Consider the following 21,410-nt stretch of genomic DNA (forward strand, 5'->3'; position numbering starts at 1 on the left):
GTGGGGGCCGCTCTGGCCCCCACGATCTCATTCTATCCGCTTATTCCGACTTCGAGAGCCAGCGGGTGCGGAAGATGTTCTTGGCGTTTTCTTCGAAGCCCGAGATCTTGGGCGATACGACGTCCTTGGACACGTACCAGTAGATCGGGATGGCAGCGAATTCGTCCATGGCGATCTTTTCGGCCTGGGCGAGGAGTTCGCCGCGGGCATCGAGATCTAGCTCGGTCGAAGCCTTGGCCATCAGGCCATCGAACTCGGCGTTCGAATAGCGGCCGTAATTGTTGCCCCAGTTCATCGTGCCGTCCTGGCTGATGCCAGTCTTCAGGAGATCGAGCGTATTGGACGGATCGTTGTAGTCGAGCAGCCAGCCGGCACGGCCGACCTGGAAGTCACCGGCGCGCAGCGCGTCGTAGTGCACGGCGGTTTCGGCGTTGAACAGCTCGACCTTAACCCCAAGCGGCTCCCACATGGCAGCAATCGCCACGGCGATGCGCTGGTGGTTGTCATTGGTGTTGTAGCGCAGCTGCAGGGTCAGCGGCTTGTCGGGACCATAACCGGCTTCGGTCATCAGTTCCTTGGCGTGAGCAACGCGCTCTTCATAGGGAATGCTCGCCCATTCCGGCGCATAGGCATTGTCGACATAGTTATTGGTGCCCGGGGGAACCCAACCGTAGGCCGGCAGTTCGCCGGTCCCCAGGATATCGGGCCCGATGACTTCGCGCACGACCGTGGTCGAAAGCGCTTCGCGGATGCGAACGTCGGAGAGAATCTGGCCCTCTTCCTGGTTCATCACGTAGTAGTAGACGCCGAGGAACGGCACCACATGCGCCTGGCCCGGCATATTGTCCTGCAGCCACTGATACTGGTCAGCGGGGAAGTCGGTCAGAATGTCGAATTCGCCAGCGCGGTAGCGGTTGAGCGCGGCGGCCTGATCTTCGAGCACGTGGTAGAACACTTCGTCGATCTTGACGTTGGCGGCATCGTAATAGTCAGCGTTCTTTTCCGAACGAACATAGGAGCCCGGCAGCCATTCCTTGATCAGGTAGGGGCCGTTGCCGACGATGTTTTCCACCTTGGTCCAATCGTCGCCGAGCTTCTCAACGAGATGCTTCGGCACCGGATAGGCGGTGTAGTGGGTCAGTGCGTCGAGGAAGAACGGCGTCGATGCCTCGAGGGTGATTTCGAGCGTCTTGTCGTCGATAGCCTTGACGCCGAGCTCGTTGAAATCGGTGATTTCGCCCGAGTTGATCTTTTCCGAGTTCTTGATCGGGAACTGGAGATAAGCGTAGTCCGCCGCAGTTGCCGGGTTGAACAGACGCTGGAAGGCGAAGACGAAGTCGCCGGCGGTCACCGGAGTGCCATCGGACCACTGAATGCCGTCACGCAGCTTGAAGGTGTAGACCTTGCCGTCTTCCGAAATTTCCCAGCTTTCGGCCTGGCCCGGAATGGCTTCGGCCTTGGCATTCTCGGTCAGCAGACCTTCGATGTAGTCGCCGATAACGCGGTTTTCCCAGTCGCCGGAGGCCTTGTGCGGATCCAGCGTGCCCGGATCGCCACCATTGTGGAGCTGCAGCGTCACGGCAGAGGCCGCCGTCGACATCATCAGCGCCATGGCGCCGGCAGTCGCAATTGCCTTAATGGCAGTGGTGAACTTCATTCTCGTCCCATCTCCTTGTGGAATTCTTGAGCTTGTTGACCCGCATGTTTGCCCATGCGGCCCCACCCTTTACGCAAAGGATTTGTCCCTTCGGTCAAGATTGCTGGACGGTATCTTGCAAAAGCGTCCACTGACAAGCAAAAGATTGACCTAAGCGTAAACGCTCCGCATGTTGTTAACATCTCGGAAGCCATAGCAAGGCTTTCCACTGCGCAGATGTTTTACAGCAGAGCGTTCCGAAAACCGGTCAAATGACAAAATTCACTGCTGCGGCACTGCAGCAGTGAATGGAAATTATCCTTAGGACGAAATGGCGCAGGCGGTCAGCCAATAAAGCCCGATTGACCGGCAAAATAGATAATAAGGGCCAGAGCCAGCAGCACCGCAAAGGGCAGCCAGTTCGGCATCGGGCCTCTTGGCGGCTTGGGCTGTGGCGGTTCGGGTTTCTTCGGGGGGACCCGGAATTTTACGACATTGTCACTCATGCCGCGCTTTCTACCAGCGCCGCGACGCCCATACCACCCGCCGTGCATACTGAAATCAGCGCTCTTTTATTTGTCTCTTGGGACAAGAGCTTTGCCGTGACGCCCAGAATGCGCGCGCCGGTCGCCGCGAACGGATGGCCATAGGCAAGGCTTGACCCCTTCACATTGATCTTGGCCGGATCGATCTCGCCAAGAACAGCATCACGCCCCAGCACATCCTTGCAATAGGCCGGGTCCTTCCAAGCCTTCAGGGTGCAAAGCACCTGCGCGGCAAAAGCCTCGTGCAGCTCAAAATAGTCGATATCGGCAAAGCCAAGGCCAGCCCGCTCAAGCATTTCGGAAACGGCAATGGTCGGGGCCATCAGCAGCCCCTCACCATGGGCAAAATCATTGCCCGCAACGCGTCCCATGGTGAGATAAGCGAGGATCGGCAGGCCCCGTGCCTTGGCCCATTCTTCGCTCGCGAGGAGAACACTGGACGCCCCATCGGTCAGCGGCGTCGAATTGCCCGCGGTCAGCGTGCCGTGGCCGGAGGATTTGTCGAAGGCCGGTTTTAGCGTCGACATCTTGTCGAGATTGCTGTCCGCGCGAACATTGTTGTCGCGCACAAGACCGACGCATTGGACGAGCAGGTCGTCATGAAACCCCTCGTCATAGGCGGCGGCCGCGTGTCTGTGGCTCGCCACCGCCAATTCATCCTGCGCCCGGCGCGAAATGCCCCATTCGCGCGCCATCAATTCGCAATGCTGGCCCATCGACATGCCAGTCCGCGGCTCATTGACCGAGGGCGCCACCGGGGTCAGCTCGCCAAAGGAAAAACCCTTGGTAAAGGCCTGCAACTTGCCGCCTGTGCTCTTGGCCGCATTGGCAGCAAGCAGCCGATGCTGGAATTTCGAGCCAAAGACGATGGGGCTATCCGAAACCGTATCGGAACCCGCGGCAATACCACTGTCGATCTGCCCAGAGGCAATCTTGCCCGCCAGCACCAAGGCCGCTTGGAGGCTCGTGCCGCAGGCGATCTGCAGCGTCGTGCCCGGCGTGCGCGGCGACAGGCCGGCATCGAGCAGCGCTTCACGGGCGATGTTGAAGTCACGCGAATGGTTGATCACCGCCCCGGCAATCACCTCATCCACCTTCTCGCCCCTAAGCCCATATTTGTCCGCCAGCCCGCCGAGGGTCGTCGCCAGCATGGAGAGATTGGTTTCATCCGCATAGGCCGTGCCACCGCGGGCAAAGGGAATGCGAGCCGAGCCGACAATGGCAACGCGCTTGAGTTCAGTCATTTTTTCTCTCCCTCAAGCCCGGCCATCGGCGCGTGCGCGTAACGGCCCGCCGAGGAATGGCGCAAAGCCCGTACCCATGATGACGCCGACATCGGCCAGATCGGCATTGGCGACAACACCTTCGCTCAGCACCACTTCCGTCATATCGACCAGCGGTTTCACGAGATCACGCCCCATCGCCACGAGATCGGCATGGGGCGGCGTCGCGCCTTTGATGGCCTTGCCGTTCTCCCACTTATAAAAACCTTCATTGGTCTTGCGACCCAGCTTGCCCTCGGCAATCAGCCGCGCAAACGTACTGTCCGAGGGCACGGAATGCCCCAGTTCAGTCGCCACCGACTTGCCGACATCGAGCCCCACCGTATCCATCAACTCGATCGGTCCCATAGGCATGCCAAAAGCAACCGCCGCCGCATCGAGCAATTCCTTGCTCTCGCCCCGCTCGACCCGTTCGACGGCGCCCAGCATGTAGGGCATCAGCACGCGATTGACGAGGAAGCCGGGCGCCGATTTTACCACCACCGGCGACTTGCCGATGGCGAGCGCAAAGCTCGCGCCCTTGCCGATCGCCTCGTCCGAATTGAACTTTGACTTGATCACCTCAACCAGCGGCAACTGCGCCACCGGGTTGAAGAAATGAAGCCCGATCAGCCGGCCCGGCTCCTGCAGCGCCTCGGCAATACGCTCCAACTCGATGGAAGACGTATTGGTCGCAAGGATCGCGCCCGGCTTGAGCTTGCCTTCCACGCCCGAGAAGATCGACTGTTTTACTTCGAGCTTTTCGACCACCGCCTCGATGATCACATCGGCCCGCGGCACGCCATTGCCCTGCGGATCAGGCGTCAACCGCAGCATGGCGGCGTCCACTTCGCGCTTCTTCTTGTAGCGCTTCTGAAACAGCTTTTTCGCCCGATCGAGCGCCGGCTGAATCCGCGCCATATCGAGGTCCTGCAAGGTGACACTCATGCCGCGATAGGCGCACCAGGCAGCGATATCGCCGCCCATCACGCCCGCGCCAATGACATGCACCCGCGAGAATTTCGCTGATTTCAAACCCTGCTTCTTCAGCCCCTCGGACATGAAGAACACGCGCCGCAAATTCGTCGCCGTCGGCGACCCCATCAGCGGCACAAAGGCGTCTACTTCGCCGCGCACCATCGCCTGCCAATCATTGCCGTGCTTTTCAAACAGTTCAATGAGCGCATAGGGCGCGGGATAATTGACGCGATTGGCCTTCTTGCCGACCTCGTCGCGCATCTTGTTGGCGACATAGTCGCGCAGGAGCGGTCCGGCCATGGCGCGCTTGGCAAAACCAGCGGGCTTCGATCTGCGGTTCTGCAGCACCGCCTTGCGGCCTTCCCAGCGCAGCATATCGCGATGCCTTACGAGCTTATCGACGAGATTAAGCCCCCGCGCCGCGCCCGCCTTCAGCATTTTTCCGGTCAGCATGATCTGCATGGCGTCCACAGGCCCAGCCTGACGGATAGACCGCCCCGTACCGCCGAAGCCTGGAAAAATCCCGAGATTAACCTCGGGAAAACCGATGCGGGTTTTGTCGTCATTGACGGCAATCCGGTAGTGGCAGGCCAAAGCCAGTTCGAGCCCACCGCCAAGGCAGAACCCATGAATGCCGGCAACGAATGGAATCTTCAGATTCTCGATCCGCGCAAACAGCGCGTGCGTGCGCCGCAGCGCCTCCGGCAGCACCGAAAAATCGCTCATCGCGTCGAATTCGCTGACATCGGCCCCGGCGATAAACCCGCTCTCCTTGCCCGAGAGCAGCACCACGCCGACCAGTTCCTTGCTATTGGCAAGGTCCTCGAACCGCGCCACCAGCGTTTCAAGCTCCATGATCGCTTCGCGGCTCAGCACATTCACCGGGCCGCCGGGCGAGTTGATGGTGAGCCAGCCGATATTCTCGATATCGGTATGAAAACTCCAGTGCTTGGTCTCGGTTGCCTGTGGGGCGATCATGCTTGCTCCTCGGTATTCCTGGGCTTTGCGCCTTTATCGATCTGCCGGGCTTCTATTCCGCTGCCGCGCGCGGCTCGGTGTGCTTCAAGACATCATGATCGAAATCATCGACATGCACCGCCTTGTTGGTCGCCTCATCCGCCGCCCGCATGATGCCGGCTTCGTTGTCGTTGATCACCCCCGCCGCTACCGCATCGGCAATCGCATCGCGGTCGAGACGCCGCTCGAACACCCCGCGCCGCGAGGCCTTGATGAACCGGGCCTCGATTTCCTCGGCCTCCGTCACCTTGATAAACGCGTCTTCCAGAACGCCCGTGACGTCATTTGGGTCCGTCGTCACGTAAACGCCCGTGGTCAAACGATCGCGGAAGGCGCCCGGACGCAGCACGGAACGCACGAAACGATAATTGACCCGGTCGCTCGCCCGCTTGGCATGACGCCCCAGCGGGAAACACAGGAACCGCATGGCCCAAGCAAAGAACGGATTGGGAAAATTGTCGAACACCTCGCCAAAGCTCTTCTCGATTGAAGCGATACGATCCGCCATGATGGCCTCAACCAGTTCCTTGTCCTCGGCGATCCGCCCCTCTTCGTCAAAACGCTTCAGCGTTGCCGACATCAGATAGAGATCGCCCAAGAGATCGGCCATTCGACCCGAAAGCTTCTGCTTGCGCTTCAGCGCTCCCCCCAGAACCACCGTCGTCCAGTCGGCCACCAGCGCATAGGCCTGCGAGTAGCGATGGAGCTTGCGATACCACCCCGCCATCGGCCCATCATTGGGCGAGGACGCAAAAGCGCCATTGGTCAGCCCATGGAGAAAGCTCGCGACGATATTGCGCAGCATGAAGCCGGTATGCCCGCCAAACGCCTTGTCGAAAGCGTCGATCCCGGCCTTGCGATCCTTGTTCTGCGCCGCCTGCACTTCCTTGAGCAAATAAGGATGCGCCCGAAGCACGCCCTGCGCAAAAGTCATCAGCGTGCGCGTGAGGATGTTGGCGCCCTCGACGGTGATCGCCACCGGCAGTGCCTGATAGGCACCGAAGAGATAATTGCCCGGCCCATCCTGAATGGCGCGGCCACCCTGGATATCGAAGGCATCATCCATGCTGTCGCGCATGGCTTCGGTCGTCGTATATTTTAAGAGCCCCGCGATCACCGCCGGGCGCTGGCCTTCATCGACCATGGACGCCGTCAACCGCCGCGCCGCCTCAAAACTATAGGCGCGCTTGATCATCTCGCCGAGCGGCTCAGCAACGCCTTCCATGATCCCAACCGGAATACCGAACTGGCGGCGCACCCGTGCATAGGCGGAGGTCGCGCGCAGCGTCGCTTTGATCGAGATCGAGCCGATAGCCGGCAGCGAAATGGCGCGGCCCGTCGCCAGACATTCCATCAGCATGCGCCAGCCCTGCCCGGCATATTCGGTACCACCAATGAGATAGTCGATGGGCACGAACATATTCGTGCCCCGCACCGGGCCATTCATGAAAGCCTGCCGCGCCGGAAAATGCCGGCGGCCGATATCGAGCCCCGGATGATCGCTCGGGATCAGCGCCAGCGTAATGCCGATATCCTCGCCACGCCCAAGCAGGTTGTTCGGGTCCTTCAAAATGAAAGCCAGCCCCACCAGCGTCGCAATCGGCGCCAGCGTAATGTAGCGCTTGTCGAAGGTCAGGTTGACCCCGAGCACTTCCTGCCCATTCCACATGCCCTTGGTGACAATGCCGATATCGCGCATGCCGCCAGCATCCGAACCCGAATGCACGCCGGTCAGCGCAAAGCACGGAATGTCCTTACCGGTCGCGAGACGATGGAGATATTTGTCCTTCTGCTCCGGCGTACCGTATTTTTCGAGCAGCTCGCCCGGCCCGAGCGAATTGGGCACCATGACGGTGATCCCCGCCGCCACCGAACGGCTGGCGATTTTCGACACGATCATCGACTGCGCTTGAGCGGTAAAGCCGAGGCCACCATGCTCCTTACCGATGAGCATGCCGAGAAACCCCTTGTCCCGCAAAAACTGCCAGAGCTCGGGCGAGAGATCCGCGCGATTGTGACGAATGTCCCAATCGTCGATCATCTTGCAGGCGGTTTCGGTTTCATTGTCGAGGAACGCCTGCTCTTCGGCCGAAAGCGTCAGCGGACGGATCATCGTCAGCTTGTCCCAATCGGGCCGGCCGGAAAACAGCTCCGCATCCCAGCCGACGGTGCCGGCATCGAGCGCTTCCTGCTCGGTGCGGCTCACTTTGGGCAGGATGGATTTGACGGCCCCGAAGATCGGCGTGATCAACACCGCCTTGCGCAGCGGCTCGATACTCAAGGCCAGCAGCACCGCGCCAAAAACAATAAGCACCCAGCTGCCAAAGCCGAGGCCATATTCGACATGGACCGTGCCAAAGCTGACGCCCGACACGAGACCGACCGCAACGGCCGCCACACCCCAGTGCCAGAGCGGACTTTCGCGCATCGCCAGGGTGGCGAACACGACAAGAGCGATCACGAAAAGCAATAGGGTCACTGCACTGTCCTCCTCGGACGGCGCGACGCCGGATTTGGGGCGTCGTCCGCCATGCCAAACCAAAGGTCGCCTGCTGCATGAGTGCGAGGCCGACCGTCTATGCCGCGCGCCATTTCAATCTATGGCCGGGCAGGTGTTGAGTTCAATCTAGCAAGGTTTACGTAAACGTCAACTAAACGCCGTTTGCGTCTATTTGGTTCACCCCCCCCAGCCTGACCAAGCCATCCCCGGACTGCAGCATGCGCCCGGGTTCTTTATGCGAGGTTTCCGGGGCTCAACATGCCCGATATGGCGTTGAACCTGTCGCGATAGGCGCCCACCCCGAGCCCGGTAATGCGCTGAAACACGCGCCGAAACGCGGCGGGGTCCTTGTAACCAACATCCCAGGCGATCTGCTCCACCGTATCGCGGCTGAATTCGAGTTTTTCGCGCGCCAGCGCTACGCGCAGGTCCTGCACATATTCGGTCGGCCGAACGCCTGTCGCCTTCTGAAACCGGCGCAAAAATGTCCGCGCCTCAAGCCCCGCCTCGGCCGACATGGCTTCCACGGACACTTCCTTGCCCGCGCGCACCTGCAGCCAATGCTGCACTTTCAGGATCGCCTTGTCGCCATGCGTCAGATTTGGCGCAAAGCGCGAATAATGCCGCTGCTCGCGCCCCGCCGGATCGACCAGCAGGAACTTTGCCGTATCCGCCATCACCGTCGGCCCGAGAATGCGGTGCACGAGCCGCAGCCCGAGATCGGTCCAGGCCATCATGCCCGCAGCGGTGATGATATCCCCATCCTCGACAAGGATGTCGCCCGGCATCAGCGTCGTTGCCGGAAACGCAGCTCTGAACGCGTCGCCATAAAACCAGTGCGTCGTCGCCCGCCGCCCCTCGAGCAATCCACAATGCCCGAGGACAAAGGCACCGCCGCAGACCGAGGTAATGGTGGCGCCATGGGCGTGGCAATCGCGCAGCCACTCTGCCAATTGGCTCGCCTCGTCCTTGTCCATCGGTGCGGTCAACCGCCCCGGCACGATCACATAGGCGGGCCGCTGCCCTTCGTCGGTTTCCGGGGACCAGTGATAGGACCGGATGCGCACCGTGCCCCCATGGTCGGACGCATATTGATTGGCAACCGAGAACAGATCTCCCAGTCCGTGCACGGAGGCCATCTGACAATTGGCATAGAGCATCAAGGCTACATCGACGGTCTTCATCCCACCCTCGCAGCGTTTGTCACTTCTGGACCTATTAATGTCATATCCGCCAATCCCGGCAATGACGAACCCGGCCTAATCTCTCCTCATGAACAGCGAACAAGGCGTTCGCCAAACACTGAGGAGACTAAAAATGACCAACACGATCGTTCTTATCCATGGCGCCTGGCTCAATGCCCGTTCCTGGGAAAAGGTGAAGGCCCGCTACGAAGCCAAGGGTTTTAATGTCATCGCCGCCGACTGGCCCTTTGACAACCGCACCCCGGCCGAACTGCGCGCCGCCCCAGCCGCCGAACTTGCTACCCTCGGCCAACGCCAGATCCTGGATCACTACGAAGCCATCATCCGCGCCCTGCCGGAAAAGCCGATCCTGATCGGGCATTCGCTCGGCGGTGTCTTCGTCCAGCACCTTCTGTCCCGCGGTCTCGGTGTTGCCGGCGTCGCCATCAACCCCGCTCCCACGCCCGGTGTGCCGCTTGGACCTCACGCCATCGTCTCGGCCCTGCCGGTCTTTTCCGATCTCTTCTCGTGGAAGAAGGCCAAGGTGATGACCCGTGATTTCTTCGCCAGCCGCTTCGCCCAGACCCAGGATATCGCCGATGTCGATGCCAATTATGATCGCTATGTCGTCCCGACCCCCGGCCGCGTCTACTGGAATGGTGTCGTCAACCCGATCAAGATCGACTGGGCCAAGCAGAGCCGCGCCCCGCTCCTCCTGATCGGCGGCGGCAAGGACCTGATCGCCGATGCCTCGATGACCCGCGCCATCTACAACAAGCAGCGCCAGGCCAGGACGCAGACCGACCTCCACATCTTCGAGGATCGCTCGCATTGGACGCTGATGGACAATGGCTGGGAACAGGTCGCCGACATGGCGCTCGACTGGGCGCTTGCCCAGACGGAAGGCAAGCCGCAGCCGCGCGCCGCTGCCTGACGGCCGGGCCCACCTTGATGCAGAAACAACGAGTGCCCCGCTCCGGCGGGGCTTTTCTTTTGGAGCGAAGCACAAGGCGCCCGCGACGCTTGGGCAGCTGTTTGACGCTAACGTAAAGCCGTGAAATAGTTCGTCCATGCTGGCGGAGGAAGCGACGGAACAAACCGCGCTGCCGGCATCACGAGGAGGAAACAAGGCATGTCGACCGAGATTCATTCGCCCGACCGCGTCCGCCCCTGGATTGCCAGCTATCCCGAAGGGATCGAGTGGCAGACCGAGATCGACACGACCCCGGTGCATGAACAGGTTCTGGCCGCCTGCGCCCGCAATCCCTCGGCAGTGGCGCTCGATTTCCTTGGGCACACCACTACCTTTGGCGATCTTGCCAAAAAGATCGTCGCCTTTGCCGGCGCCCTCCAATCGCAATATGGGGTAAAAAAGGGCAGCCGCGTCGCGCTCATGCTGCCCAATACCCCCTTCTACCCCATCGCCTATTATGGCGTGCTCCGCGCCGGCGGCACCGTGGTCAATTGCAACCCGCTCTATACGGTCCCGGAACTCAGCCACATCACCAAAAATGCCGGCGCCGACATCCTCGTCACACTCGACCTCAGGCAGATATTTGAAAAAGCCGAGGCCCTGCTCACGGCCGGCCACGTCAAGTCGCTGGTCGTCTGCCACTTCCCCGACGCCCTGCCGCTGGCGAAAAAGGTTCTCTACACCCTCTTCAAGCGCAAGGACCTCTCGAACCCGGCAAGATCCGTCCATGCCGGCAAGACCCGCGATTTCAACGATCTGATCGCCGCGCGCGAAACCCCCAGCGCCATTCATATCGACGCCAAGACCGATATTGCCGTGCAACAATATACCGGCGGCACCACCGGCATCCCCAAAGGCGCACTGCTGACCCATGCCAATATCGCGGCCAATATGAGCCAGATCGACAAATGGGGCTGCGGACTTTTCTACCCGCCTTCCAAGGTCGTGGCCGTCCTGCCCTTCTTTCACATCTTCGCCATGACCGTCTGCATGAACGTACCGCTCTGCAACGGCACCCAGGTGGTCATGCTGCCGCGCTTCGAATTGAAAGCGCTGCTCGATCTACTGATGCGCACCAAGGCCAACGTCCTCCCCGCCGTGCCAACCCTTCTCAACGCCATCGCCCGTGCCGACACCGCCACTGCTGCCCATCTCGCAAGCCTTGAAGTCGCCATTTCCGGCGGCGCGGCTCTCCCCGATGAAGTGCGCAATGCCTTTGCGAAAAAATCGAAGGCTATCCTTGCCGAAGGCTATGGCCTTACCGAAGCCTCGCCGGTCGTCTGCTGCGCCGCGCTGCGCGTCGCCTCAAAGCCCATGTCCATCGGCCTGCCCCTCCCCGGCACCGATATCCGCTTCGTCGACGTCGACAAGCATAGGCCAGTCGGCATCGGCGAAGACGGCGAATTGCAGGTCAAGGGCCCCCAGGTCATGGCTGGCTACCATAACAATCCCGAAGCAACGGCCGAAGCGTTCGACGATGGCTGGCTGCGTACCGGCGATGTCGGCCATATTGACGAAGACGGCTATGTCTTCCTCGTCGATCGCATCAAGGACCTGATCATCTGTTCCGGCTTCAACGTCTATCCGCGCACCATCGAGGAAGCGCTGATGACCCACGAGGCGGTTGAGGAAACCAATGTCATCGGCGTGCCCGACGACTATCGCGGCGAGGCGCCGGTCGCCTATGTCAAACTCCGCGCCGGCCAGACCGTCAGCGAAGCCGACCTGAAACACTTCCTTGCCGAAAAGCTCAACAAGATCGAAATGCCCAAGGAAATCATCTTCAAGGACGCGCTGCCCAAAACCCTGATCGGCAAGCTCTCCAAAAAAGAGTTGCGCGAAGAATATGCCCAGAAGAAAGCCAAAAAGCCGTGACGTCCCCCGATGCCGATAGCCCGGACCTTTATTCCATCGCCGATCTCGCCCGCGAATTCGGCATTTCGACCCGGGCCATCCGCTTTTATGAAAGCAAGGGTCTGATATCGCCCGAGCGCCTCGGCGCCACCCGCGTTTTCCGCCGCCGCGATCGCGCCCGGCTGATTCTGATCCTGCGCGGTAAGCGCCTCGGCTTCTCGCTGCGCGATATTTCGGACTATCTCGCGCTCTACGACGCCGACCGCGGGCAACAGGTCAGCCTGCTGGCCGAAAAGGTCGACGAGCGCGTAAAATTGCTTGAACAACAATTGGCGGACCTGCAAACCACGATTGCCGAACTGCAAGAAATCCGCAAACTTGCCCGAAATCGAGTCTCCCCCGCGAGTTAGGCCATGTCAGAATTATTCGCGCCCCTGACAGACGGTATCGGCCATCCCCATCGCTGGCCGGCTGCGATGCTGGTCTCTAGCCAGACCGAGGCCCGCCGCAATGGCCTGGAATGGGCGCCAAGCCACATCATTTCCATCTATGGCCCGGAAAGCCGCTATCTCGGCCTGCCTGACTTCGATCAGAGCAAACAGCTCCACGCGCGCTTCGAGGACGTCGCCGATCCCGCCGCTCCCGGGGCCCCGACCCGCGCCCATATCGAAGAAATCATGGCCTTCGTCGATGCTCTCCCCAAAGACGCCCGCCTGCTGATCCATTGCCTCCAGGGCAGCACCAGAGGCGCCGCCACCGCGCTCGGCATTCTCGCCCGATACCTCCCCGCCGACAAAGCCGGCCAGGCAATCTTCAAGACATTCCCCAACGTCGCCCCCAGCCCCCTCGTCATCGCACTCTGGGACAAGATGCTCGGCCTCGATGGCAAACTGATCAAAGCCGGCCGGAAATTTCCAACTTCAGGACTAAGACGGGCGGTGGCGTAGCCCCCGCCGCTTCAACAGTAGACCTCACCTTCCCAGTAGACCTCATCCTGCCCAGTAGACCTCATCCTGCCCAGTAGACCTCATCCTGAGGTGCGGAGCGCAGCGTAGCCTCGAAGGACGAGGTCGTGCCCGGATGCCTTAACGCCACGTCCTCGGGGTTCGAGGCCCCGGGCAGGCCCGGGGCACCTCACCATGAGGTCCACTGATAGCTAACTCGCCCCCAAAAACGCATCCATATCCTCAAGCCGCGCCGCCTCCTGCGCCGGCTTGTCCCACCGGATCCGGCTTATGCGTGGAAAGCGCAGCGCCACGCCCGATTTGTGCCGCCCACTCTTCTGCGCCGAGTCGAACGCCACCTCGAACACCAGCTCCTTCTTCACCTCGCGCACCGGCCCGAAACTACCCGTCGTATTCGCCCTGATCCATTTGTCGAGCTGCTTCAACTCTTCATCGGTAAAACCGAAATAAGCCTTCCCGATCGGCACGATCTCGTTCCCCTTCCAGACCCCGAACGTATAGTCCGAATAGTACGAACTGCGCTTGCCATGCCCGCGCTGCGCATACATCAGCACCGCATCCACCACATTGGGATCGCGCTTCCACTTGAACCAGAACCCCTTGGGCCGCCCCGGCACATAGGGTGCGGTCCTGAGCTTGATCATCACCCCTTCGTGGCCATGCTCATCGGCCCCCTGCCGGCGCAGCGCCCCGAGATCATTCCAATCGCCAAACGGCAAAATTTCGGAGAGATCGAGCCGCGTCTGCCTGTTCCTTGCAAACCACGCCTCGAGCCGCGCCCGCCTCTCTTCCCAGCCCAACGCCCGAATATCCTCGTCGCCATCGAACAGCATGTCATAGATCCGCACAAAGGCCGGCAATTCCAGCATCTGCTTGCCCTGCGCCACCTTCCGGTTCAGTCGCTGCTGCAGGTCATTAAAACTCCTGGCGTCGAAATCATGCCCGACCAGCAATTCGCCATCGAGCACACCCTGCCCCATCACGTTCCCGACCACATCGGGAAACGAGGCGCTGATCTCATCACCCGTGCGCGAGAACATGGAAACGCCCTGCGCCCCCATGACGATCTGCACGCGAATGCCGTCCCATTTCCACTCGGCCGAAAAATCCCTGGGATCGAGCTTGTCGAAATCCTTGTCCTCGATCGGATTGGACAGCATCAGGGGATGAAACCGCGCCGCATGATCGACATCCGGCCTTGCCGCCTTGCCCTCGAGCCAGGCAAAGAGATTGCCATAGGGCGGTTTTAAGCCGTGCCAAACCTCCTCGATCTCCTGCAGCTCGATCCCGCTCATCTCCGCCAGCGCGGTCTTGGCCAAGCGCGCCGAAACCCCGATCCGCAGCGCCCCCGTCGCCAGTTTCACCAGCGCCCAGCGCTCATGAATGGCAGCCTGACTGAGCAGCCCGCCGATCACCTTGGGCAGTTCCGCCTTGCTCGTGTGATTGAGCAGGTCCACCAGCACACTCAGTCCCGGCAATTCCCCCTCGGCCTTATGCGGCCAGATCAGCGCAATCGTCTCTCCGAGATCGCCGACATAATCGTAGGAGAGCCTGAACAGCGTCTCGTCGACCTCGGCAAGCACCGTGTCGCGCAACAAAGCCGGTTTCACATTGCGAATATCCATCTCGCTCGTCAGCACCGCCAGCGCGATACCGCGATCGGGGTCCGGCACCTCAGTAAAATACCGCTTCAGCGCTTCAATCTTTCGCGTCCGCGAGGGCGTCAGGGCAAGGAGTTCGAGAAGATCGGCAAAGCGCTTCATTCCCCGCCCTCCCCGCCATCGTCATCGAGTCCCGGCAACGCCAGCGGCTCGGCATTAAGGCCCTGCTGCCTGCACCAATAGACCAGCGCATCCTCGCGCCCATGCGTCACCCAGACCGTCCCGGCCCCGCTTTCAAGGATCGAAACCGTCAATTCGTCCCAGTCGCAATGGTCCGAAATCACCAGCGGCAGTTCCACCAATGCCTGCCTTGCCCGCTGCTTGACGCTCATCCAGCCCGAGGCCTGACAGACGACCGGATCGGGAAACCGCCGGCTCCAGCGATCGCGAATGGCCGAAGGCGGCGCAATCACGATCTGCCCCATCATCTCGGCCTTGCCCATGCCCGTCGCCGGCAGCAATTCCCCAAGCTCGACGCCCAGCGCTTCATAAAGCTCGCAAAGCCTGGTCATGGCGCCATGGAGATAAATCGGCTTGTCCCACCCAGCATCACGCAGTAGCGCAATCACCCGCTGAGCCTTCCCCAAGGCATAGGAGCCGACCAGATGGCTCCGCTCGGGCTGCGCCGCGACCGATTTCAGGAGCCGCGCAATTTCATCCTTGGGATCTGGATGCTGAAACACCGGCAGTCCAAACGTCGCCTCGGTAATCAGCAGGTCGCAAGAAACGGCTTCATAAGGCTGCGCCGTCCGGTCCCGCAACCGCTTATAGTCGCCGGTCACGACCGCCCGCTGCCCCTCGGCCTCAATGAGAACCTGCGCCGAACCAAGAATATGCCCGGCCGGGAAAAACGTGACCGTCGCGCCATTGATCGTCAGCGGTTCATGAAAATCGAGGCCCTGAAACTGCCCGGCGCAATCTTCGCCATAGCGCACCTTCATGATCTCGATCGTATCGGGCGTTGCCAGCACCGCCCCATGCCCCGAGCGCGCGTGGTCGGCATGCCCATGCGTAATGATCGCCCGCGCCTTGGGCTCGGACGGATCGATCCAGGCGTCGATTTCAGGCACATAGAGATTGCGGTCGATGATGAAGCCCATAATCCCTCAAACGGTTCTCTACCCCTGCCGGTTCACCACCCACGGTGTCATTCCCGCCAAAGCGGGAATCTATGGTTCGCCCGGTCGTAGGGTTGTCAATTCATCTGCACTGATCCAAACCCAAGGGCACAAAAAGGAGCAAGATATGCGCCGCACCACCCATCCCGCAGGTACCATCCACCGGCTGATCCTCGACAGCAAGGCCCTTGCCGGCAATCGGCTCGGCGACCCGACGGAGCGCCTTGTCGATGTCTACGTGCCCGCCGGCCATACCGGGGAAGGCCTGCCCCTGCTGGTCGATCTTGTCGGCTATACCGCCGGCGGTCCGGCCCACACCGCCTGGAAGAATTTTGGCGAGAACGTTCCCGAGCGGCTCGATCGCCTGATCGGCGACAACAAGATGCCGCCCGTCGTCGTTGCCTTCCCCGATTGCTTCTCGCGCCTTGGCGGCAATCAATATGTGAACAGCCCCGTCCTCGGAAACTACGAAGACTTTCTCATCAAGGAGATGACGCCCTTCGTGGAACAAAAGTTCTCCTGCGGCGGCAGCGGCAAGCGCGGCGTTTTCGGCAAGTCCTCGGGCGGCTTCGGCGCCCATATCCATGCCATGCTGCACCCCGATTTCTGGGCCGCTGCCGCCAGCCATTCAGGCGATGCCGGCTTTGAAAACCTTTATATCCCGGAATTTCCGAACAGCCTGCGGATCCTAGCGAAATCGGAAAATTCCATCGAAACCTGGATGCGCGCCTTCGAAGCCAAGCAAAAGATCGACGGCAAGGACACGCTCCTCCTGATGATCCTCGCTCAGGCCGCGAGCTTTGATCCCGATCCCGAACCCAGCACCTTTCTCGGCCTCCGCCTGCCGGTCACATCGGACACCTGCGAATTGATCGAAGAGCGCTGGGCCAATTGGCTCAAATGGGACCCGGCCCGCATGGTCGAAACCCATGCCGACGCGCTGCGTCAGTTGAAGGGCTTCTACTTCGATTGCGGCACCGAGGATCAATACAACATCCTCTACGGCTCCCGCCGCATCCACCGCACCCTCGAACAACGCGGCATCCCCCACCGCTACGAAGAATTTTCCGACAATCACTCCAGCGTCGACTACCGCATGGACATCAGCCTGCCCTTCCTGGCGGAAACGCTGACGAGGTAGCCGCTGACTGGTCGACAGTCCGCTCAGGCTGAGACGAAAATGGCTGCTTTCGAGAAGTGATGAGCGCCTTGGCAAAGGTCCGGTGGACCATTGCCAGCGAAGAACGCCCGCAGAGCTACGCTCGCAGGGCTATGGCGGAGCGTACATCAGTATGTGAGCACCGGAAGCGCAGAAAGCTGCCATTTGCAGGCCAGCATCAGCGGAATGGCGACCGGTCAGTAATGCGGCGGCGGTCTTTCGCTTGAGGGATCGGCGATATAGCCGCCGCTGCGCACCTGCTCTTCCATCACCTCGATCTTGCGCCGCAATTGCTCGATCACCGTCCACTGCTCGGTGATGACACCATTGAGATCTTCAATCGTCTGGTCCTGGAAAGCCACCCGGCTTTCGAGCCGCTCCAGCCGGTCGTTCTGATCGTGATCTGCCATGACCGTTCCCTTGCAAAGACCGGCCCCAAATAGTCCTCGCCACCGTGCTCCGCAAGTTATCCCTACACGCGAGAGTGTTAACCCAAAGGGAACCTCTCGCCCGTCAGCGCCATTGATCCCACGAACATGAACAGCGGGAGCCGCAAAATGGCGACCACGACGGCCAAAGAAAATAGCTTCCACCCGATTGCACACACGCTCGATTTAGGGGCCGTGGCGCAATTGGCGCTGGCCGCCACTCTGCCGCTTGCCGCCTTCGGCGCCGCCAATTTTCTTGGCGAAGCCGTGGGCCTCCAGCCGCACTTTTTCTCCCCCGCGGGCCTGCCCGGCTGGGCCGGTGCAGCAATGCACCTCGTGCTGCTGTTTCTCGTCGGCCTCGCCATTGGCCTTGCGACAAAACAGAACCGCGCCGTCCTCCCCTGGGGCATCGCGCTGGTCATCGCCATGATCGCTTTCCCGTTTCCCGCCGCCGCGCTCGATTCTCTGGGTCTGGCCCTGGTCATGGCAGGTGTGCTTCTCCTCGCCATTGCCACTGGCCTGCGCGTTGCCGCCGCGTCTAGCCTTGGCGGCTGGCTGATGCTTCCGGCTCTTGTCTGGATCGGTTTTGGTGCCGCCCTTGGCCTTGCCATTGCGGCCGCCTGGAGCCCGCCCTTCGCGCTGATCACTGCGCAAAATCCGCCCGCCGCCGCCCCTTAAACCCAGTTACCGCAAAGTGCCTTCTTGCGAGTGGTGCCTCTGCGCGCCATGTGAGGGCAACCTCATCCATTGGAGCGTAAGATGGCTCGCTTGCTCAAGATCGATGTCTTTACCGATGTCGTATGCCCCTGGTGCCTCGTCGGCTCCGCCCGTCTCGATCAGGCTCTCGCCAATCTCCCCGACGACGTCGAAGTGGCCGTTGAAAATCACCCCTTCTATCTCGACCCCACCGTTCCGCCCGAAGGCGTCGATGTCGGCGAAATGCTGAAGGAAAAGTACGGCCGCGACCCCAAGGAAATGTGGGCCCGCGTCGAAGGCGAAGCGGAAAAGGCCGGCATTGATCTCGATCTGTCCCAGCAACCGCGCATGTTCAATACCGCCAAGGCGCACACCATCACCCGCCTCTCTAAAGCCAATGGCAACCAGCACGAATTGGCCAATGCCATTGCCGAGGCCTATTTCCTCGACCACCAGCAGATCAACGACGACAATGTGCTTGCCGATGTCGCGGTAAAGTTCGGCTGGGATCGCGGCGATGCGCTCGACGCCATGAACGACGCCAACGAGCTCGCAATCACCGAACAGCTCGCCACCTCAGCGGCCCAGCAGGGCATTCGCGGCGTGCCCTTTTTCGTCTTCGGGGAAAAATACGCCCTTTCCGGCGCCCAGCCCGACGAGGTTTTCGCCCAGGCGCTCGAAAAGACCATTTCCGAACTCTGAACTAGCCGCCGGTTTCGGGACAAAGACATGCCCAAGCACGCCAAGCCTGCTATAGGCTTGGCGGAAAGCTGTTCGGGAACACGCCGGTGAAGTTCATTCGTATCGGGGCCATCGCCCTCATCGCTCTGGTCCTCGTGATCTATACGGGGGCCGTTGGCTTCATGTATTTCAACCAGCGCGCCCTGCAATATGAGGCGACTGGCGAGATAACGCCCCTCGCCGGCGCAGCCCTTCCAAACGCCACGGAAATTTCCATTCCCGTCGATGGCGCAGTCATCAATGGCTGGTACCAGCCACCCCAGCCCGGCAAGCCCCTGATTGTCTATTACAAAGGCAATTCCGGCAGTTTTTCCGCCGAACACATTCGCTACGAGCGCTTCGTCTCTGAAGGCTTTGGTTTCCTCGCCTTCGACTATCGCGGCTTTCCGCTCTCTCCCGGCGCCATCAGCGAAGCGGGCATTCTCGACGACGCCATCGCCGCCTACGACTGGGCCGCCGCCAAAAATGTCCCGATCGTCATCTGGGGGCGCTCGCTCGGCACGGGGCCCGCGACCTATGTCGCCAGCGAGCGCGATGCAAAAGCGCTGCTGCTTGAAACGCCCTTCCTTTCCGCTGTCGCCGTCGCTGCCGAGCGCTATCCCATCCTCCCGGTAAGCTGGGTCATGCTCGACCAGTTCCGCTCCGATGAATGGATCGCCGACGTCACCGAACCCGTCATGGTCGCGCACGGCACTGCCGACCGCACCATCGACGTATCCAATGGCGAACGCCTCTTTGCCCTCGCGCCCAATCCCGACGAGCTTTGGATCGTCCCCAATGCCGGCCATTCCGACCTTTGGAACGCCGACATCTGGGAGAAGGCCAAAGCCTTCTTCATCCGCTCAGGAGCGGTGAACTGACCTCCACCACCAGCAACACCCCCGCCGGCCCCGCCATGTCGGGACGCCGCACGGCGATCATCGGCGGCCTCATGGTGGCGACGGGGCCGTTGAGCCTGACGCTCTATGCGCCCGCCTTGCCGTCCCTCGTCACCGATCTCTCGACCGATGACGCCGGCGGCAAGCTGACGCTCACCGTCTATTTCGCCGCCTTCGCGCTGGCCCAACTCATCTGCGGCCCTCTTTCGGACCGCTTTGGCCGCCGCGCCGTGGGCATCGTCTTCTTCGCGATCTACGTCCTTGGCGGCCTCGTCGCCACTTTCGCGCCCAGCCTCGAAGTGCTGCTGCTCGGCCGCATATTACAAGGTTTTGGCGTCTCCGCCGGCGTCGCGCTTTCGCGCGCCATGGTGCGCGATCTCTTTGTCGGCCGCGAGGCCATCGGCATTCTCACGCTCATCAATCTCGTGCTCACCGTCGCGCCCGCCGTCGCCCCGACCCTTGGCAGCGCCATCATGCTTATCGGTTCCTGGCACGTCATGTTCATGGTCATGGCCGCCTTCGGCCTCGCCATCATCGCCCTGCTCGGTTTTTCCGCGCGCGAAACCCTGCCCGAGGATCGCCGCGTTCCGCTAAAACCGTCCACCATCGTCGGCAATTACGGCCGGCTCCTCCGCGCCCCCGCCTTCCTGCTGCCGGCCGGCACCCTCGCCGCCGCTTTTGGTGGTTTTTATGCTTCGGCCGCGCTCCTGCCCTTCGTGCTCATCGGCCAGATCGGCCTAACGCCTTTTCAGTTCGCCATGGCCATGCTGATCCAGACCGGCTCCTTCATCACCGGCAATATCATCGCCGCACGCCTCTCAAAGCATCTCGATGGCTGGCAATTGGTCGCCATCGGCCTTGTCCTGATCGCGCTCGCCGGCCTCGCCTATGCCATCGGTCCGCGCATCTGGCCCGGCGAAGTGCTCGCCGTCATGATCCCCGTTGGCCTCTGGATGCTCTCGCTCGCCTGCCTCAGCCCCAGCGCCACCGCCGCTGCCATGTCCGGTTTCGGCGAAATCGCCGGCTCGGCCGGCGCGCTCACCGGCTTCTTCCAGATGGGCGGCGGCTTCCTCGCCTCCCTCGCCGGCACGGTCCTGTTCCCCGAAGCCCGCACCGCCCTCGTCACCCTCATGCCCATGCTTGCAGCGCTGGCCATCATTCTGGCAATCATAGATCTGCGACGCGTGCGGAAGGCATAGCCTCTTCGCTGCCTAGAGCCGATATTTCTCCCCCACCCTCGATGTCACCCCGGCGAAGGCCGGGACCATCTTGAGATCTCAGGTTGGATCCCGGCCTTCGCCGGGATGACAGCCGGTGTGGAAACAGGCATCACCCCACCCCCAAAAACAAAAACGCCGCCCAAAAGGACGGCGTTTTCAAATCTAATACTGCGCCAACTAGTTGCGCGGCGGCGGCGCGGCAATCAAGCCTTCGCGCTGTGCGCGCTTGCGGGCCAGCTTGCGGGCGCGGCGAACGGCCTCTGCCTTGTAGCGAGCCTTCTTTTCGGAGGGCTTTTCGTAGTAGTTGCGAAGCTTCATCTCGCGGAAGACGCCTTCGCGCTGCAGCTTCTTCTTCAGGGCGCGCAGCGCCTGGTCAACATTGTTATCGCGAACGACTACTTGCAAAGGTCAACTGCCCTTTCAAAGCTTTGGCACATTGTCATTATTCGATGCGAAATAGCCATAACAACCACTTCGCCGACCAGCCGAGCCGGTCACCGTGGCGCGCTATATAGCTCGCCTCCAGGAACTTGTCCACATGGGAGTTGAGGAAATTCGGCGTATTGCCTCAATTTCCGAAGCGGTCTACCGCTTC

19 protein-coding genes are annotated in these 21,410 nt (G+C 61.2%); 9 read left to right on the plus strand and 10 right to left on the minus strand.

Annotated elements, in window-relative coordinates; translation table 11 throughout:
* Positions 1-40 precede the first annotated feature (40 nt).
* From ASD83_RS14500 to ASD83_RS14520, 6 genes are all read right to left on the minus strand, one after another.
* Entirely contained in the window at positions 41-1,657 is a 1,617-nt protein-coding gene (locus tag ASD83_RS14500; protein ID WP_056312007.1) for a peptide ABC transporter substrate-binding protein, read from the minus strand.
* Positions 1,658-1,980: 323 nt separating this feature from the next.
* Complete coding sequence (locus tag ASD83_RS21035) at positions 1,981-2,142, minus strand: hypothetical protein (RefSeq protein WP_156385969.1); 162 nt, start codon at positions 2,140-2,142, stop codon at positions 1,981-1,983.
* Complete coding sequence (locus ASD83_RS14505) at positions 2,139-3,425, minus strand: acetyl-CoA C-acetyltransferase (RefSeq protein WP_056312008.1); 1,287 nt, start codon at positions 3,423-3,425, stop codon at positions 2,139-2,141. The genes ASD83_RS21035 and ASD83_RS14505 overlap by 4 nt, the downstream gene beginning before the upstream one ends.
* Before the next feature lie 12 nt (positions 3,426-3,437).
* Positions 3,438-5,399 (minus strand): 3-hydroxyacyl-CoA dehydrogenase NAD-binding domain-containing protein, encoded by a 1,962-nt coding sequence (locus ASD83_RS14510; protein WP_056312011.1) that lies wholly within the window; start codon positions 5,397-5,399, stop codon positions 3,438-3,440.
* 52 nt (positions 5,400-5,451) lie between these two features.
* Positions 5,452-7,917, minus strand: coding sequence for an acyl-CoA dehydrogenase (locus tag ASD83_RS14515; protein ID WP_082561201.1), 2,466 nt, complete (start codon positions 7,915-7,917; stop codon positions 5,452-5,454).
* A 254-nt stretch (positions 7,918-8,171) separates the two neighbouring features.
* A complete protein-coding gene (locus tag ASD83_RS14520) occupies positions 8,172-9,122 on the minus strand; it encodes a GlxA family transcriptional regulator (RefSeq protein WP_056312013.1) in 951 nt (316 codons plus the stop codon).
* A 133-nt stretch (positions 9,123-9,255) separates the two neighbouring features.
* On the opposite strand from ASD83_RS14520, the gene ASD83_RS14525 reads away from it, so the two are divergent.
* The 4 genes from ASD83_RS14525 (at position 9,256) to ASD83_RS14540 (ending at position 12,896) form a co-directional block, all read left to right on the plus strand.
* The gene (locus ASD83_RS14525) at positions 9,256-10,056 is read left to right on the plus strand and encodes an alpha/beta hydrolase (RefSeq protein WP_056312015.1); all 801 of its coding nucleotides are present in this window, start codon (positions 9,256-9,258) and stop codon (positions 10,054-10,056) included.
* Between the two features lie 198 nt (positions 10,057-10,254).
* A complete protein-coding gene (locus tag ASD83_RS14530) occupies positions 10,255-11,970 on the plus strand; it encodes a long-chain-fatty-acid--CoA ligase (RefSeq protein ID WP_082561202.1) in 1,716 nt (571 codons plus the stop codon).
* Entirely contained in the window at positions 11,967-12,359 is a 393-nt protein-coding gene (locus tag ASD83_RS14535) for a MerR family transcriptional regulator (protein ID WP_056312016.1), read from the plus strand. Before ASD83_RS14530 ends, ASD83_RS14535 begins: the two co-directional genes overlap by 4 nt.
* 3 nt (positions 12,360-12,362) lie before the next feature.
* The gene (locus tag ASD83_RS14540) at positions 12,363-12,896 is read left to right on the plus strand and encodes a hypothetical protein (RefSeq protein WP_056312018.1); all 534 of its coding nucleotides are present in this window, start codon (positions 12,363-12,365) and stop codon (positions 12,894-12,896) included.
* Between the two features lie 209 nt (positions 12,897-13,105).
* On the opposite strand, the gene ASD83_RS14545 is transcribed toward ASD83_RS14540, so the two are convergent.
* Positions 13,106-14,677, minus strand: a complete 1,572-nt coding sequence (locus tag ASD83_RS14545; protein ID WP_056312020.1) for a cisplatin damage response ATP-dependent DNA ligase — start codon at positions 14,675-14,677, stop codon at positions 13,106-13,108.
* Positions 14,674-15,675 (minus strand): ligase-associated DNA damage response exonuclease, encoded by a 1,002-nt coding sequence (locus ASD83_RS14550; RefSeq protein WP_056312023.1) that lies wholly within the window; start codon positions 15,673-15,675, stop codon positions 14,674-14,676. Before ASD83_RS14550 ends, ASD83_RS14545 begins: the two co-directional genes overlap by 4 nt.
* Before the next feature lie 145 nt (positions 15,676-15,820).
* Here ASD83_RS14550 and ASD83_RS14555 point away from each other — a divergent pair, with 145 nt between their 5' ends.
* Positions 15,821-16,834 carry an alpha/beta hydrolase gene (locus ASD83_RS14555; protein ID WP_056312024.1) on the plus strand — a complete coding sequence of 338 codons (1,014 nt, stop codon included), beginning with the start codon at positions 15,821-15,823 and terminating at the stop codon, positions 16,832-16,834.
* 215 nt (positions 16,835-17,049) lie between these two features.
* On the opposite strand, the gene ASD83_RS14560 is transcribed toward ASD83_RS14555, so the two are convergent.
* Positions 17,050-17,262 carry a SlyX family protein gene (locus tag ASD83_RS14560; RefSeq protein WP_056312026.1) on the minus strand — a complete coding sequence of 71 codons (213 nt, stop codon included), beginning with the start codon at positions 17,260-17,262 and terminating at the stop codon, positions 17,050-17,052.
* A 147-nt stretch (positions 17,263-17,409) separates the two neighbouring features.
* Between ASD83_RS14560 and ASD83_RS14565 the strand changes: the two genes are divergently transcribed.
* From ASD83_RS14565 to ASD83_RS14580, 4 genes are all read left to right on the plus strand, one after another.
* Complete coding sequence (locus tag ASD83_RS14565; RefSeq protein ID WP_162249171.1) at positions 17,410-17,958, plus strand: tryptophan-rich sensory protein; 549 nt, start codon at positions 17,410-17,412, stop codon at positions 17,956-17,958.
* An 81-nt stretch (positions 17,959-18,039) separates the two neighbouring features.
* On the plus strand, positions 18,040-18,678 hold the full coding sequence (locus ASD83_RS14570; protein ID WP_056312030.1) for a DsbA family oxidoreductase: 639 nt from the start codon (positions 18,040-18,042) through the stop codon (positions 18,676-18,678).
* An 86-nt stretch (positions 18,679-18,764) separates the two neighbouring features.
* Complete coding sequence (locus ASD83_RS21145; RefSeq protein ID WP_056312032.1) at positions 18,765-19,577, plus strand: alpha/beta hydrolase; 813 nt, start codon at positions 18,765-18,767, stop codon at positions 19,575-19,577.
* A 35-nt stretch (positions 19,578-19,612) separates the two neighbouring features.
* Positions 19,613-20,794, plus strand: coding sequence for a multidrug effflux MFS transporter (locus tag ASD83_RS14580; protein WP_056312035.1), 1,182 nt, complete (start codon positions 19,613-19,615; stop codon positions 20,792-20,794).
* Between the two features lie 198 nt (positions 20,795-20,992).
* Here ASD83_RS14580 and rpsU read toward each other — a convergent pair whose 3' ends face one another.
* Positions 20,993-21,220 (minus strand): 30S ribosomal protein S21, encoded by a 228-nt coding sequence (rpsU, locus tag ASD83_RS14585; RefSeq protein WP_056312037.1) that lies wholly within the window; start codon positions 21,218-21,220, stop codon positions 20,993-20,995.
* Positions 21,221-21,410: the final 190 nt, after the last annotated feature.

This window comes from Devosia sp. Root685 (assembly GCF_001427875.1).
Lineage (GTDB): Bacteria > Pseudomonadota > Alphaproteobacteria > Rhizobiales > Devosiaceae > Devosia.

Excerpts from the sequence above, each read along its gene's own strand:
- ASD83_RS14500 (WP_056312007.1), bottom strand. The coding sequence starts at position 1,657 with ATGAAGTTCACCACTGCCATTAAGGCAATTGCGACTGCCGGCGCCATG.
- ASD83_RS21035 (WP_156385969.1), bottom strand. The coding sequence starts at position 2,142 with ATGAGTGACAATGTCGTAAAATTCCGGGTCCCCCCGAAGAAACCCGAA.
- ASD83_RS14505 (WP_056312008.1), bottom strand. The coding sequence starts at position 3,425 with ATGACTGAACTCAAGCGCGTTGCCATTGTCGGCTCGGCTCGCATTCCC.
- ASD83_RS14510 (WP_056312011.1), bottom strand. The coding sequence starts at position 5,399 with ATGATCGCCCCACAGGCAACCGAGACCAAGCACTGGAGTTTTCATACC.
- ASD83_RS14520 (WP_056312013.1), bottom strand. The coding sequence starts at position 9,122 with ATGAAGACCGTCGATGTAGCCTTGATGCTCTATGCCAATTGTCAGATG.
- ASD83_RS14525 (WP_056312015.1), top strand. The coding sequence starts at position 9,256 with ATGACCAACACGATCGTTCTTATCCATGGCGCCTGGCTCAATGCCCGT.
- ASD83_RS14530 (WP_082561202.1), top strand. The coding sequence starts at position 10,255 with ATGTCGACCGAGATTCATTCGCCCGACCGCGTCCGCCCCTGGATTGCC.
- ASD83_RS14540 (WP_056312018.1), top strand. The coding sequence starts at position 12,363 with ATGTCAGAATTATTCGCGCCCCTGACAGACGGTATCGGCCATCCCCAT.
- ASD83_RS14545 (WP_056312020.1), bottom strand. The coding sequence starts at position 14,677 with ATGAAGCGCTTTGCCGATCTTCTCGAACTCCTTGCCCTGACGCCCTCG.
- ASD83_RS14550 (WP_056312023.1), bottom strand. The coding sequence starts at position 15,675 with ATGGGCTTCATCATCGACCGCAATCTCTATGTGCCTGAAATCGACGCC.
- ASD83_RS14555 (WP_056312024.1), top strand. The coding sequence starts at position 15,821 with ATGCGCCGCACCACCCATCCCGCAGGTACCATCCACCGGCTGATCCTC.
- ASD83_RS14560 (WP_056312026.1), bottom strand. The coding sequence starts at position 17,262 with ATGGCAGATCACGATCAGAACGACCGGCTGGAGCGGCTCGAAAGCCGG.
- ASD83_RS14565 (WP_162249171.1), top strand. The coding sequence starts at position 17,410 with ATGGCGACCACGACGGCCAAAGAAAATAGCTTCCACCCGATTGCACAC.
- ASD83_RS14570 (WP_056312030.1), top strand. The coding sequence starts at position 18,040 with ATGGCTCGCTTGCTCAAGATCGATGTCTTTACCGATGTCGTATGCCCC.
- ASD83_RS14580 (WP_056312035.1), top strand. The coding sequence starts at position 19,613 with ATGTCGGGACGCCGCACGGCGATCATCGGCGGCCTCATGGTGGCGACG.